The organism is Pseudomonas sp. CC6-YY-74 (genome assembly GCF_002025205.1).
GTDB classification, from domain to species: domain Bacteria; phylum Pseudomonadota; class Gammaproteobacteria; order Pseudomonadales; family Pseudomonadaceae; genus Aquipseudomonas; species Aquipseudomonas paeninsulae.
The window spans coordinates 2,137,402-2,149,665 of record NZ_CP019947.1; the positions used below are offsets into that span (position 1 = coordinate 2,137,402).

A 12,264-nucleotide genomic window follows, 5' to 3' on the forward strand; every position below is an offset into this window, starting at 1 on the left:
CGTATTCATCCTCTACGACTGATACCGCTTAAACCTGAATTCGGATAATTTTACGTATCCATAAAATCCCGACCAGCATGGCCACAAAAGCCCCCATGACCAGCTTCTGGCCGACGGGTTCCTTGATCAGCAAAGGCAAATAGGTTGGGCTAGACAGCACGATCGCCGCCGCCAACACAAAGGGCACCGATACCAGTATCCAGCCCGACATGCGTCCTTCGGCCGAGAGTGTCTTGACCTTGCGCTGAAAGCGGAAACGCCCACGAATCAGGCTGCTCAACCGCTCCAGCACTTCGGTCAGATTGCCACCGGACTCACGGTGGATCAGTACCGAGGTCACCAGCATCATCACGGTCATGCTCGGCATGCGCTCCAGCAGGCCGAGCATCGCTCGGCGCACGTCGTTGCCGTAATTGATATCGGCAAAGGTCAGGCCGAATTCATGGGCCACCGGGCCCTTATGCTCCTCGGCCACCAGCTGCAGGGTCTCGTTGAACGGGTGCCCGGCGCGCAGGGCACGGCACATGGCATCCAGGGCATCCGGCAGTCCCTCCTCGAATTGGGCGAAGCGTTTGCCACGGTCGCTGGCAATCTTCAACAGCGGCAACCAGAACACGGCCAAGGCTGCCGGCAGCGCCAGCCACCAGAGTTGCGTGAACAGCCAAAGCGAAATACCGGCTACCACTGCCAAAATCAGCCCCAGTAGCAGCACCCGGTAGGCGCGGTAGCCATGCCCCGCCTGCTCGATCATCTGCGCCATAGTCTCCATGGCCGGTAACTGCTCCAGCCTGGCCTCCAGCGGTGACAGGCGCCTGAGGTACTTCTGGCGCAATACTGTCTGCATATTCGGCAGATTACTGGCCCGTTCCAGCAGATGCAGGCGGCTGCGGATGCGCTTGCGCACCTTGCCCGCCTCGCCGAATACCGGCACCACCAGTCCCTGGCTGAGAAGAAACACCGCAACGAAGACCATGCCAAGAAAGGCCAGGATAAACTCTGAGGGAATCTGATTCATGACTGGTCCTCCATCCACTCCGGGCGGAACAGGTTCAGCGGCAGCTCGATGCCGCGCTTGGCTATCACGTCGCGGAAGGCCGGCACCATGCCTGTCGGACGGAACTCACCGAGCACCTCGCCATGCTCGCCCATACCGTGGCGGACGAAAGAGAAGATCTCGGTCATGGTGATGATTTCACCCTCCATGCCGTTGATTTCCTGCACGCTGATCAGACGGCGCTTGCCATCCTCCTGCCGCTCCAGCTGGATCACCACATCGATGGCCGAGGCGATCTGCTGACGCATCGCCTTGATCGGGAAGGTCGCCCCGGTCATGGACACCATGTTCTCGATCCGCCCCAGGGCATCGCGCGCCGTATTGGCGTGAATGGTAGTCAGCGATCCATCGTGGCCGGTGTTCATCGCCGTCAGCATGTCCAGCGCCTCGGCGCCACGCACCTCGCCAATGACGATGCGATCCGGGCGCATGCGCAGGCTGTTGCGCACCAGCTCGCGCTGGCTCACCTCGCCACGGCCCTCGATGTTTGGCGGCCGGGTTTCCAGGCGCACCACATGCGGTTGCTGCAGCTGCAGCTCGGCCGAGTCCTCGATGGTGACGATGCGCTCGTTATGCGGAATGAAACTGGACAGCACGTTGAGCATGGTGGTCTTGCCGCTGCCGGTACCACCGGAGATCAACACATTCAAACGCCCACGGACGATAGCCTTGAGTACCAGGGCAATGGCCGGCGTCAGGGTGCCCATCTGCACCAGGCTTTCGGTATTCAGCAGATCCACCGCGAAACGGCGGATCGACATGCTGGGGCCGTCGATGGCCAGCGGCGGGATGATCGCATTGACCCGCGAACCGTCCTTCAAGCGGGCATCCACCAGCGGCGAAGACTCATCGATACGGCGGCCCAAACTGGAGACGATGCGGTCGATGATATTCAGCAGATGCTGATCGTCACGAAAGCGCACATCGGTTCGCTGCAGCTTGCCGTGCCGTTCGACATACACCGAGGCATGCCCGTTGACCAGGATGTCCGACACGCTGTGATCGGCCAGCAGCGGCTCCAGCGGCCCCAGACCGAGCACTTCGTCGGTGATCTGCTTGATGATCAGTTGCCGGCTGCTGGCACTCACCGGCGCCGAATGCTCGTCCAGCAGGCGCTGGCAGATCTCGCGGATCTGCCGCCCCGCCTCGGCAGGCTCCAGGGAGTCCAGTAGCGACAGATCCATGACCTTGAGCAGTTGCTGGTAGATCTTTTCCCGCCACTCGGTCTCCATCGGATTGAGATGGGTTCGGGTCTCATAGAGTATGTCCGCCGCACTGGCCTCCCAGGCCATGGGCACACTGGCAGAATCCTCGCTCTTGGCTTGAGCGCCCTGCAGGTCTGTCGGCTTAGTCTTAACGGGTTGCTGACGCAGACGATTACGAAATTCGCTGAGCATGATCTATTCCCCGAACAGTCGGCCAAAGGTACGTTTCAACAAACCCTGCGTAGCCGCCTCGGTGCCGAGCAACTCCTGACACAGTTCGCGCATGGCAAGGGTCACCGGGGCTCGCGGCGCATACAGCTGTAGCGGCACCCCGGTGTTCTGGCTTTCACTGACCACCGCATAGTCGTTGGGCAATGTCTGCAAAGCAGTGCAGCGTAGGGCCTCGGTAATATCCCTGAGACTAACCGGCGCAGACTTGTTATAGCGATTGACCACCACTTGCAGGCGGTTGCCCTGCACACCTAAATCGTCACGCAGGATGCGCACCAAGCGGTTGGCGTCCTTCAGATGGCTGAGACTCTGCTGCAGCAGAATGTAGACCCCGTCGGCCTGCTCCAGGGTAATGCCGGTGAGGTGGTCGATTTGCCGTGGCAAATCCACCACCACAAAGTCATAGGTACTGCGAGCCAAGCGCAACAGCGCCTCTAGCTGCTCCAGGCGCACGTCCTGTGACAGGCACAGCTCATGGGAGCGGCCGCCCAGCACATGCAGGGTCGGACTAAAGTGGCTGCAAAATCCCCGCAGTGCCACGCTGTCCAGCCCATCTATTTGCTGCAGCACATCCAGATGACTGTGTGAAGGATGCACATCGAGGTAGTGGGCCACGCTGCCGAATTGCAGATCCAAATCCAGCAACAAGGTACTGTGGCCCTTGCTACTGAGTTGCTGAGCCAGATTGCAGGCCAGCAAGGTGGCGCCGGAACCGCCCTTGGCGTTCATCACGGCGATCAGTTTACCGCTACTACCGCTACTGCCCCGGGCCTCGGCGAGCATCTGACCGAGCGCCGCCAGCAACTCCTCAGCCGCTGTCGGCTCGGGCAAAAAGTCGCGGGCTCCGGCCTGCATCGCCAAGCGCATGCCCTCGCGTTCGTCCAGCGGGCCGCACACCAGCAGTGGCGGACGCTCATGCGCCGGACGCTGCAGCAGGGCCGCCAGCTCCTCGCGCCACAGGTGGCTGACACGCAGCAACAAAAAGTCGGGCATCTGCTCCAGCCCGTACAACGGATCGGTATGCCCGTTGCTCACCAGCCGGGCGGTCACCTGCAGGTCGGGCAGGTGCTGCACGCTGGCTTGCAGACGGTGCAGTGCCTCCGGATCGCGACTGCTGATCAACAAGCGAAAAGCCTGTTTACTGGGAGCGCGGGATGCGGTGGGGGTTTCCCTGGTGTTCAACATGGCGTGATCTCCGGTACTGCAGTCTCGGCATGACGGCCAAGACTTTCACGAGGCAAGGTCGACCTGAAAAGCGGGAGCGTAATGCTCCCGCCGAGCACGGGGATCAGCAGGTCGAAGGTAAAATTCTCCACCCGTAACTGGACGTAGCGGATGGCGCGGAAACCGTTGACTCCGGTCAGATCCCCTGGACTGGCCACCACTGCGCCGTTCTCATCCAGATAAATCAGGTTCAGATCGGCGGTTTCCAGGTTAGCGATCAGGCTGCTCGCGCCACTGTCGGTCGCCGCATTGAAGATCGCCCGACGCAGGATGCGCGGCTCGCTGATGTCGCACACCGCCGCCAGCCGCGCGCCACGGCGCACGGTTTCATTCAGCGCGTTGACGGTGAAAAACAGGCGGCCAAACTCCAGCACACTGAACAGCAGGATAAACAGCAGCAGGCCAATAATGGCGAACTCGACCACGTAAACCCCGCGCATGCGCCTGGCATTCATCACAATGCCCTCATCACGGTGGTCGCGACCAATGGGATGCTCAGCGCGATCTCGGTACCGATGAACGCCGGGATGCTATTGCCGATCACCGGGCGGAAGGTAAAGGTGATGCTGACCTCAACATACTCAGTATCCACCCCCGCATCCTTCACCGCGCTGACCGAAACATCACCAGTACTCAGCCCCGGCACCACAGGGGGATAGCCGTTCGGGTTGGCGGGCGCGCCGTAGACGGCGACGTTTTTGGTCCTGAGCACCAACTGCGGGTCGCCAGTCAGGTCGACCTTGCCCAGGGTGCGATTCCAGGCCTTGCCCGCCACATAGCGTCCGGCATCGCGGCTGGCCTGCAACAGGCTGTTGTATTGGTAGAGCATGCGACCGAACTCGCCAATGGCGAATAGCAGCAGGAGCAACAGCGGCAGGGTAATGGCGAACTCGACCATTGCCACGCCGCTTTGGTGCTGTGCACTGTGCATTGCACGACTTCGCATGGCAGTCTCCTAGGAGTCGTTACTCGGCGTCCGGTTGTTATCGATATAGGTCTTGTACAGCTGGATGATCTGCGGCCCTACATCGTCCACCGGCTTAGGGCCTGCCACTCCATCGCCCTCGCACTGTTTGATGAACTGGCCAAATATCTGTGCGTCGCCCCCGGTGTGAATGCCCGGTTGCACCAAGAAATAACAGCCAAAACCGAGAACCGGTACTTGCGTGGCGCCACCCTTCAAACCCGTGCAGTTCCCCACCACAATTTTCAGAATGCGCCGTTCGAAAGCGCCGCCACTGGTGCAGTTAGTTGCATCAAGCAAACAGGCATCGGAGGCGGTTTTCCAATCGTTGTAATCGAGCAAGTCGACGCGAGCAGCGCTGGCATTGGTGTAATACATATTGCCGTCGGAATCCGTACTGACTGGCGTGCCGGGCTTTTTCTTATCGGCGCCATAGACGATCACCCCAGTACCATCGAGGCTTAAGGCAGGGTCTTTACCCACTTTGTCGTAATCAACCGCCAGGTCCGGTGGGTACTTATCCTTATCTCCCTTGAAACTTCCTTCGTATTCATTCATTCGGGTATTCAGGCCAGAAATAGCCGGCCCTACAGTATTACCGGGCTTGGTAGGGACATCCTTACCGATCTCGGGGCAAACCGTGCCTCCGCCGGCCAATAGTTCCCCTACCGTCTTGGCGCCATTGCCGAAATCGAGCAGTTGATAATTACCGTTCGCTAAACTTTCATCGTTTGCGGCGGTTTTCAGAACTTCCAGGTCACCGAACTGGTAACCGTAGTAGGTGCCTGGCGCGTCTACTCCACACACAACCAAAGGGGCAAGATCGCAGGGCGCGGCGGTGGGGCTTGGACCCGCAGTGGCAATCGCCGCCACGGCCTTGTCCGGGGCGTTGCCATTGCCTATTACCTGCAGAATGCCCCAGAAAAACTCGGTCAAGCCATAGTCCGGTACCGAAACCCGCACATAGCTGGCATCGGCAGGCGCTGGATAGGAGAAGGGCCCGTAGACGCTGTTGGAAAACGCCACATCGACAACAAACCCAGGCGAACCGAGCGCATCGGCCAGCTCGTCGTTGCCATTGGCAGCGGCATTGCGCGTCAGGGTATCCCGCGCATCAGTTTCCGCCGCGAGGTAACCGTTGGGATCGCCAGTCACCCTGCCTAGGGTTTTGGCCCCGCTCAGCGCTGCCGCATCCACCGCATTCTGCAGCCGCGTCTTGTTCACCAGCATATGGCCGCCATCCAGGGCGAACGCCGCCATGGCGAGAATGGCCAGCATGGCGACCACTATCAATACGATCACCGCGCCCCGCTGGCGTTTCGGCAGCGCGGTGAACGGCCGTTGCATACGGGGCTTCATCATCGAGTCCTCAGTTGCCTATGTTGATCTGGATGGGTTGGCCAACCTGCTGCGCATCGCCGGTCACACCGCGGTAGCCATCCATGACCCTCTCGATCAACGGGCCATCGCTGCCGGCGGGCGAAACCTCGGTGCCCGGATTGGCCGCCAGCGTCTTGTCGGCGATCTGCTGGTAGTGGGTGTCGTAGATGGTGGAACCCAGCGGGCCGACCCGGCCCTCCTCGTAGGTCATGCATCCGCTCGTTCCCAGCAACAGGAGCGTCAGGGCGATCATGCGTTTCATCGTGGTTGCCTCCACTGGTTGATCTTGCGAGGCCCGCTACCGCGAGCCACCCTTGCAAACCTGACCCGGACAGTCAGCCGGCCTTTGTAGGAGCCAGCTACTAGTTGAGATCATGGCCAAAACTGCCCTCGCTGACCCCGAGGCTGACGGGAACCGGGCGCCCCAACTGCCGGCCCTTGGTCTTGCCGAGCAGGTAGAAGTCCAGGTCACTCGGCTCGACGAAGTTCTCGGTGGGCAGGCGCACGCTTCTGGCGTCCACCGGCTTGGCCAGGTGCGGGGTGACCATGATCACCAGTTCGGTCTCGCCATTGATGAACTGCTGGCTGCGGAACAGATGGCCGAGCACCGGTATATCGCCCAGCCCGGGGAAGCGGCTGACGAAGTCGCGGGTGTTTTCGCTGATCAAGCCGGCGATGGCGATGGTCTGGCCATTGCCCAACTCGACCGTGGACTGGGCGCTGCGCTTGGTCAGCGAAGGGATGACCTGGGTGACCCCGCCACCCAGAATGCTCTCCAGGCCAGTATCCAGCACCAGCGAATTGGCATTGGAGAGCTCGCTGACCGAGACATTCAGGTTGAGGTTGATGCGCCCGGAATCGAGCACCACCGGGAGGAACTTCACCCCCACGCCGAATTCCTTGAACTCGATGGTGATGCCATCATCCTGAGTGATCGGCACCGGGAACTCGCCACCGGAAATGAACTCCGCCTGCTGACCGGACAAGGTGGTCAGGGTCGGCTCCGCCAGAACCTTGGCCGAGCCATTGTCCTTGGACGCCTCCAGCACCACGTTGAACAGGAAGTTATCCGAGAGGAACTGGCCGAAGATGCCCTTGCCGCTGCCGATCAAAGCAGTCGGGTTGACATTGCCATTGCCGTCGAAGCCCAGCCCCCGGCCATTGTTGAACCCACCGCCGGACCAGCGGCTGGAAGAGCCGAAGTCCAGTGCGTTGAAGCGCACGTCTAGGTTCTTGAACAGGTTGCGCTGCATCTCCGCCACCTTGACCTCGAGCATCACCTGCTGGCTGCCGCCGACGCTGAGCAGGTTGATCACTTCCAGCGACTGGGTCGGCGCCGCGGCGGCCGCTTCGCCTTCACCCTGGACCACGCTGGCGGTCTGTGCGGTGTAGGTCTTGGCCAACTTGACCGCTGTGTCCATGGCCGCAGCGCTGCTGACCTGGCCGCGTAGCACCAACGCCCCTTGGGCGCTGAACACTTCGATCGGTTCATTGGGCAACAGCTGGTGCAGCTTGCTCTTCAGCCCGCCGAGGTCATGCACCACCTCGAGGTCGAGGCTGTCGATCAGGCGATTGTGGCTATCCCAGAGCAGCACGTTGGTGCTGCCGAGGGAGCGGCCGAGCAGGTACAGCTGGGTCGGGCTGGTGACTAGAATGTCGGCGATCTCCGGGTTGCCCACGGAGACCTTCTTCACCGGTGCGCGGGTGCTGAGTACCCGCGACTTGTAGATCGGCACCTGGACAGTGCTGACATTGGCCGCGGGCATGGCCGCTACCCCGGGTTGCATTTCAGCCGCTTGTAACGCAGCCGACTGCATGGACCAGCCAGCCAGCAACAGCACGGCCACAGAAGTGACGTTCCGAATGCCTTGCATATTCTTCTCCTTGTGTGACAAGTCATTCGCCGACCACCCGCGACGCCCCTCCGGCATCCGGGTAGCGGCGGGTCGAGCCTAGAGTTGTACCTTAGCCACCTGCACGTCGGTGCCGCGGATGATGGTGACGCCCCCACTACCACCACCGATGCGGCGGCGAACCACCTGCTTCACTGGTTTAGCGACTGGTGCAGGTTGTTCCGCCACGGCCAGTTGCTCGACCGGCTTTTTCTGGTTATCCAAGGGGTTACGCAAGGCCAGTTGCAGCTTGCCTTCGCTCATGGCGTTGACCAGCACTTCCGCTTCTTCGGGAGTCATTTCCAGGGTCACCGCGCGAACCACCACCGGCTGGGTCTTGTCGGTGCTGGCGGTCTGGTCGACGGCAAGCACCCGCAGGTCTTCGAGGATGGTCTTCGACTCGGATTCGTTGTTGTTGCCCACCCGCTTGGTGGCCAGTACATCGACCCGGTTGCCCGGCAGCAGAAAACCGCCGACGCCAACGACATCATCCACCCGTACCGTGATCGCGCGTTTGTCCGCAGCAATCAGCGAAGCCAGAGTGCTACCGCCGAGGTGATCGGCCAAACGTGCGCCGCGAACTATGTCGCCGCGCAGCATTGAGAAGGTAGCGATCTTGCCCACCACCTGGTCAGCAGCCTCGAACGAGTCGTCCGGCACCGTGTCCTTGGGCATACGCACCACGGTAACCTGCTGAGCCTCGACCATCTGCCCGAACGGAATCTCCAGCGTGGCGACCACCACATTCTGCAAATTGTCATCCGGGCTGGCATTCAGCCGCGCGCTGAGCCAGTTGTTGGCCATCCAGGCAGCGCCAAGACCCAAGAGCAGGGAAAGGGCTATCAGGGTGAAGGTTCGAGCGCTCATGTCGGTATCTCCTTAGCCAAGAAAATCGAGCTGGACGAAGTAGTTGTGCCAGGCCCACTCCAGCTCACTGGGCGACAGTGGTCCGGAACCATCCAGGTAGCGCTGACGGTCCAGCGCCATACCCAGCAAGTCCCGTGGATGGCAAGGCACCAGCGGCATGCCCTCTGCTTCATACAAGCCTTGCAACACATAGCGCAGTAGCACCGGGTCATAGGCGATGCCCAGGCGCTCGCACTCCTGACGCCAGATGCGCCCGTATTCATCGGGGTTGAGGTAGTCGAAGTGCAGCTTGTAGCCGATGCGCCGCAGGAAGGCCTCGTCGGCCAGTTCCAGCGGGTTGAGGTTGGTGGAGAACACCAGGATCAGGTCGAACGGCAACTCGCAGTGGCGGCCGCCGCCGAGGTTGAGGAAGTCGCGCTTCTCCTCCATAGGTACGATCCAGCGGTTGAGCAGCTCTGCCGGGGCCATGCGCTGGCGGCCCATGTCGTCGATGATAAACAGGCCATTGCTGGCCTTGAGCTGCAACGGCGCCTGGTACAGGCGGGTGAAGGGGTCGTAGCGGATGTCCAGTTGTTCCATGCTCAACTCACCGCCGGTGATGACTATCGGCCGCTTACAGCACAGCAGTCGCCGATCGATGCCCTCATTGAGCAGCAGCTTGTTCTCTTTCCCGTTCTGGTCGAGACGCTGGTGGGTCTGCGGGTCGTAAATTTCGATCACCGCCTCATTGATGGCGATGGCATGCGGCACCCAGATGGCCTCGGCGAACAGGCGAATCAACCGACTACTGATGTAGGTCTTGCCGGTACCTGCCGGGCCGTAAATCATCATGGCGCGCCCGGAATTCAGGGCCACGCCCAACTGGTCAAGCATGCCCTTCGTCAGCACCACGCCACTGAAGGCCGCCCCCATGTCGCGAGCAGTGATGCGGCCATGGTGAATGGTCTGCACCTTGAGCAGGGAGCGGTAGGCACTCACCGGATAGGGCGCCGCGCCGATATAGCCGCTACGGGCCAGGGCATCGCGGGCGGCGCCGCGGCCGCGCTCGGTCAGGCCGTAGCGCAGCGCCTGGCCACCGCTCTGGCCAAGCACCTCGACACGACCATCCTTGCGCAAAAATACGAGAATTTCTTCAACCACCGTGCCGGTCAGCGCCAGGCGCTCGACCAGCCGTGGCAAATCCAGCACCCCGGCGTCATGCAGATGCTTGCACAGCAGATCGCCGAGGAAGCTATCGGCCAGACCGGTATCGCGGATGGTTCGTGGCTGCGGCGCCAAGCGCTGTACCGCTTCCCGCTCGCTGGGGAAGGCGTCGCTATCGCTGATTGCATACATAACGAACCTCCCGGCTATTAGATGAAGTACAACCAGTAGCCACTGGCCAAAGTGCCCAGCAGAATCGCGACCGAATAAGGGAAAGGCTTGCCCGCGACCTCACCCGTCGCCGGGGCAAAGTAGGCGCGCGCCCTTAACATCAGCCAATACCGCGAAAAGGTCATCGACAACTGACCGCGCACCAGCACGATCAGGAAACCGCACAAGCCGCCGGCGATCAGGCTGAAGAGTGCAGCCCAGAGCGCACCTTGCGGGGTCAGAAAAGCGCCGACCATGGCCATTAGCTTGACGTCGCCAGCGGCCATTCCGCCCAGGACGTAGAGCGGCAGGAATACGGCAAACCCCACCAACATCCCTAGGGCGCCATTACCCAGCCCGCTAACTCCGGCGAAATAAACCTGACCGGCCAAGCCCAAACCCAACCCCAATAGAACCAGAAGGTTGGGAATGCGGTGGCGACGCAGATCGCTCACCACCGCAACCCCCAGCAGCCCTAGTAGCAAAATGACGGGGACCATCTGCTCCATGGACATCGCTGCCTACTCCACCTGAACCTTCAGTCAACTACGGGGCAATTGCGTCGCCAAGGGCCTCAATCACGGTATTCACGTTAGTTCCAAGTGTCTCGAACGCAGCTACAACAAATACAGTTACCAGCCCACCCGCCACCGCATATTCCACGATGGTCAGCCCATCCTCGTCCTCAACGAACTTCATCACCGCAGTCTTGATACTTGCAAAAGTCATTTCGCCCACCTCACTCGAATGATTAATTCCAGGATCCAGGCAGTGCTTGTTGCCTGCCTACTTGCACCCTAGTCAGCGGGAAAAATAGGCGTTAGGAGTTTTTTGTGGATCGCTAGGACTTTTTTGCCAGACTCTACCCGCAATCCTGGTGAGGCCAGTGGAAAGCGAGACAGAGAGCACCAGTACGAATAGCGAACCCGCGGCAGACGAGCAACGGCGCCGTCGCTACGGCCCAGTGCGAACCCCTCCGAAGCTGGGCTTGCGGCTGGTTATAGCGGTTTACGTCCGGGCAAAAGAGCACCCTCGGCAGAACTCGTCCTTTACAGCAGTGGCATTGTGACTTTACTTGTCAGCTAGGGGCGGGAAGCAACAAAAGAGAAGGCAGGGTTCAGCGATGACACCTATATCGGCCAGCAAGCCATTGCTGTTGTGGCTCGATTTAACCCATGACCGATCAACCGAGGAGTTGATCGCGCAGTTTCGCGCATCCTGCGACTGCCAGCTGGCGCATGACTTGCTGATTGCCCAGGAAGACTGGGACCAGCAGCCGGACATGATCTGCATGCACTTCGATAGGCCCGACCTGCTGGGCCTCAACTGGCTGCTGGAGGTCAAGCGCAGCTTCCCCTCGATTCCTCTGACCATGTTCACCGTGCAACACTCCGAAGAGCTGGCGGTCTGGGCCATGCGCTCGCGGGTCTGGGAATATATGGTGCTGCCTCTCTCGGTAGCCGAGCAGAGCCGTTATCTGAAGTCCCTGGAGCAGCTCTGCCAACTGCGCCGCAGTGCCAAAAACCAGAGTCAGAAACCGCTCATCGAACACTTCCCGGCCCTGCCGGACAGCATTCGACGCACCGCAGGCCATCAGAAGCATCAGGCGCTGGAAAAGGCGTTGCTGCACATAGACCAGCATTTTCGCGAGAGCATCGACCAGAAGGTGCTGGCGCAGCGCTGCGGCATGACACCCTTCCGCTTCAGTCGCCTATTTAAGGAAGTGAACGGTACTGGTTTTGTGGAGTACATCCTCAACAAGCGCATGGAATGCGCCAAGGACCTGCTCGACAACAGCCAGATGCCCATCACCAGCATCGGCTATGAGGTCGGCTTCAAGGACCCCTCCTATTTCGCCCGCGCCTTCAAACAGTGCGTTGGCTGCACAGCTAGTGAATACCGCCAAAAACCTGGTCCCAACCCCAGTTCAGCTACGGCTGTAACTGCAGAGCCGGCAGTGGATGATGCACTGGTAGGGGTAGTCGAGAGCTTGGCCGCAGGTTGATCGGCCGACTCGCTAGTGATGAACGTATCTACACCAGCAGCCCGCAGGAGGGGCTTGGCCGTGATTGCGGCTGAACGTCGCGCAAAAGC

At 60.7% G+C, this 12,264-nt stretch carries 13 protein-coding genes; 1 reads left to right on the top strand and 12 read right to left on the bottom strand.

Annotated elements, in window-relative coordinates; genetic code table 11:
- Positions 1 to 28: 28 nt before the first annotated feature.
- The 12 genes from B2D37_RS09765 to B2D37_RS09820 all read right to left on the bottom strand — a co-directional run bounded on the left by B2D37_RS09765 (position 29) and on the right by B2D37_RS09820 (position 10,899).
- Complete coding sequence (locus B2D37_RS09765) at positions 29 to 1,015, bottom strand: type II secretion system F family protein (RefSeq protein WP_079202501.1); 987 nt, start codon at positions 1,013 to 1,015, stop codon at positions 29 to 31.
- The gene (locus B2D37_RS09770) at positions 1,012 to 2,451 is read right to left on the bottom strand and encodes a CpaF family protein (protein WP_079202502.1); all 1,440 of its coding nucleotides are present in this window, start codon (positions 2,449 to 2,451) and stop codon (positions 1,012 to 1,014) included. The genes B2D37_RS09765 and B2D37_RS09770 overlap by 4 nt, the downstream gene beginning before the upstream one ends.
- Before the next feature lie 3 nt (positions 2,452 to 2,454).
- Entirely contained in the window at positions 2,455 to 3,675 is a 1,221-nt protein-coding gene (locus tag B2D37_RS09775; RefSeq protein WP_079202503.1) for an AAA family ATPase, read from the bottom strand.
- Positions 3,669 to 4,169: a TadE/TadG family type IV pilus assembly protein gene (locus tag B2D37_RS09780; protein ID WP_079202504.1), complete on the bottom strand. Its 501-nt coding sequence runs from the start codon at positions 4,167 to 4,169 to the stop codon at positions 3,669 to 3,671. Before B2D37_RS09780 ends, B2D37_RS09775 begins: the two co-directional genes overlap by 7 nt.
- A complete protein-coding gene (locus B2D37_RS09785; RefSeq protein ID WP_079202505.1) occupies positions 4,169 to 4,660 on the bottom strand; it encodes a TadE/TadG family type IV pilus assembly protein in 492 nt (163 codons plus the stop codon). Before B2D37_RS09785 ends, B2D37_RS09780 begins: the two co-directional genes overlap by 1 nt.
- Before the next feature lie 9 nt (positions 4,661 to 4,669).
- Entirely contained in the window at positions 4,670 to 6,040 is a 1,371-nt protein-coding gene (locus B2D37_RS09790) for a TadE/TadG family type IV pilus assembly protein (protein WP_079202506.1), read from the bottom strand.
- Between the two features lie 7 nt (positions 6,041 to 6,047).
- The gene (locus tag B2D37_RS09795) at positions 6,048 to 6,269 is read right to left on the bottom strand and encodes a hypothetical protein (protein ID WP_256573167.1); all 222 of its coding nucleotides are present in this window, start codon (positions 6,267 to 6,269) and stop codon (positions 6,048 to 6,050) included.
- 151 nt (positions 6,270 to 6,420) lie between these two features.
- Entirely contained in the window at positions 6,421 to 7,932 is a 1,512-nt protein-coding gene (locus B2D37_RS09800) for a type II and III secretion system protein family protein (RefSeq protein ID WP_079202508.1), read from the bottom strand.
- Between the two features lie 78 nt (positions 7,933 to 8,010).
- The gene (cpaB, locus tag B2D37_RS09805; protein WP_079202509.1) at positions 8,011 to 8,817 is read right to left on the bottom strand and encodes a Flp pilus assembly protein CpaB; all 807 of its coding nucleotides are present in this window, start codon (positions 8,815 to 8,817) and stop codon (positions 8,011 to 8,013) included.
- Between the two features lie 12 nt (positions 8,818 to 8,829).
- The gene (locus tag B2D37_RS09810; RefSeq protein WP_079202510.1) at positions 8,830 to 10,152 is read right to left on the bottom strand and encodes an AAA family ATPase; all 1,323 of its coding nucleotides are present in this window, start codon (positions 10,150 to 10,152) and stop codon (positions 8,830 to 8,832) included.
- A gap of 17 nt (positions 10,153 to 10,169) precedes the next feature.
- Complete coding sequence (locus tag B2D37_RS09815; protein WP_079202511.1) at positions 10,170 to 10,685, bottom strand: prepilin peptidase; 516 nt, start codon at positions 10,683 to 10,685, stop codon at positions 10,170 to 10,172.
- Between the two features lie 31 nt (positions 10,686 to 10,716).
- Complete coding sequence (locus tag B2D37_RS09820; RefSeq protein WP_079202512.1) at positions 10,717 to 10,899, bottom strand: Flp family type IVb pilin; 183 nt, start codon at positions 10,897 to 10,899, stop codon at positions 10,717 to 10,719.
- Positions 10,900 to 11,293: 394 nt separating this feature from the next.
- Here B2D37_RS09820 and B2D37_RS09825 point away from each other — a divergent pair, with 394 nt between their 5' ends.
- Entirely contained in the window at positions 11,294 to 12,175 is an 882-nt protein-coding gene (locus tag B2D37_RS09825) for a DNA-binding response regulator (protein WP_079202513.1), read from the top strand.
- The last annotated feature ends 89 nt before the right edge of the window (positions 12,176 to 12,264 follow it).

Bases quoted from the DNA above. Each gene is read 5' to 3' on its own strand.
- B2D37_RS09765 (WP_079202501.1), bottom strand. From the start codon at position 1,015: ATGAATCAGATTCCCTCAGAGTTTATCCTGGCCTTTCTTGGCATGGTC.
- B2D37_RS09770 (WP_079202502.1), bottom strand. From the start codon at position 2,451: ATGCTCAGCGAATTTCGTAATCGTCTGCGTCAGCAACCCGTTAAGACT.
- B2D37_RS09775 (WP_079202503.1), bottom strand. From the start codon at position 3,675: ATGTTGAACACCAGGGAAACCCCCACCGCATCCCGCGCTCCCAGTAAA.
- B2D37_RS09780 (WP_079202504.1), bottom strand. From the start codon at position 4,169: ATGAATGCCAGGCGCATGCGCGGGGTTTACGTGGTCGAGTTCGCCATT.
- B2D37_RS09785 (WP_079202505.1), bottom strand. From the start codon at position 4,660: ATGCGAAGTCGTGCAATGCACAGTGCACAGCACCAAAGCGGCGTGGCA.
- B2D37_RS09790 (WP_079202506.1), bottom strand. From the start codon at position 6,040: ATGATGAAGCCCCGTATGCAACGGCCGTTCACCGCGCTGCCGAAACGC.
- B2D37_RS09795 (WP_256573167.1), bottom strand. From the start codon at position 6,269: ATGACCTACGAGGAGGGCCGGGTCGGCCCGCTGGGTTCCACCATCTAC.
- B2D37_RS09800 (WP_079202508.1), bottom strand. From the start codon at position 7,932: ATGCAAGGCATTCGGAACGTCACTTCTGTGGCCGTGCTGTTGCTGGCT.
- cpaB (WP_079202509.1), bottom strand. From the start codon at position 8,817: ATGAGCGCTCGAACCTTCACCCTGATAGCCCTTTCCCTGCTCTTGGGT.
- B2D37_RS09810 (WP_079202510.1), bottom strand. From the start codon at position 10,152: ATGTATGCAATCAGCGATAGCGACGCCTTCCCCAGCGAGCGGGAAGCG.
- B2D37_RS09815 (WP_079202511.1), bottom strand. From the start codon at position 10,685: ATGTCCATGGAGCAGATGGTCCCCGTCATTTTGCTACTAGGGCTGCTG.
- B2D37_RS09820 (WP_079202512.1), bottom strand. From the start codon at position 10,899: ATGACTTTTGCAAGTATCAAGACTGCGGTGATGAAGTTCGTTGAGGAC.
- B2D37_RS09825 (WP_079202513.1), top strand. From the start codon at position 11,294: ATGACACCTATATCGGCCAGCAAGCCATTGCTGTTGTGGCTCGATTTA.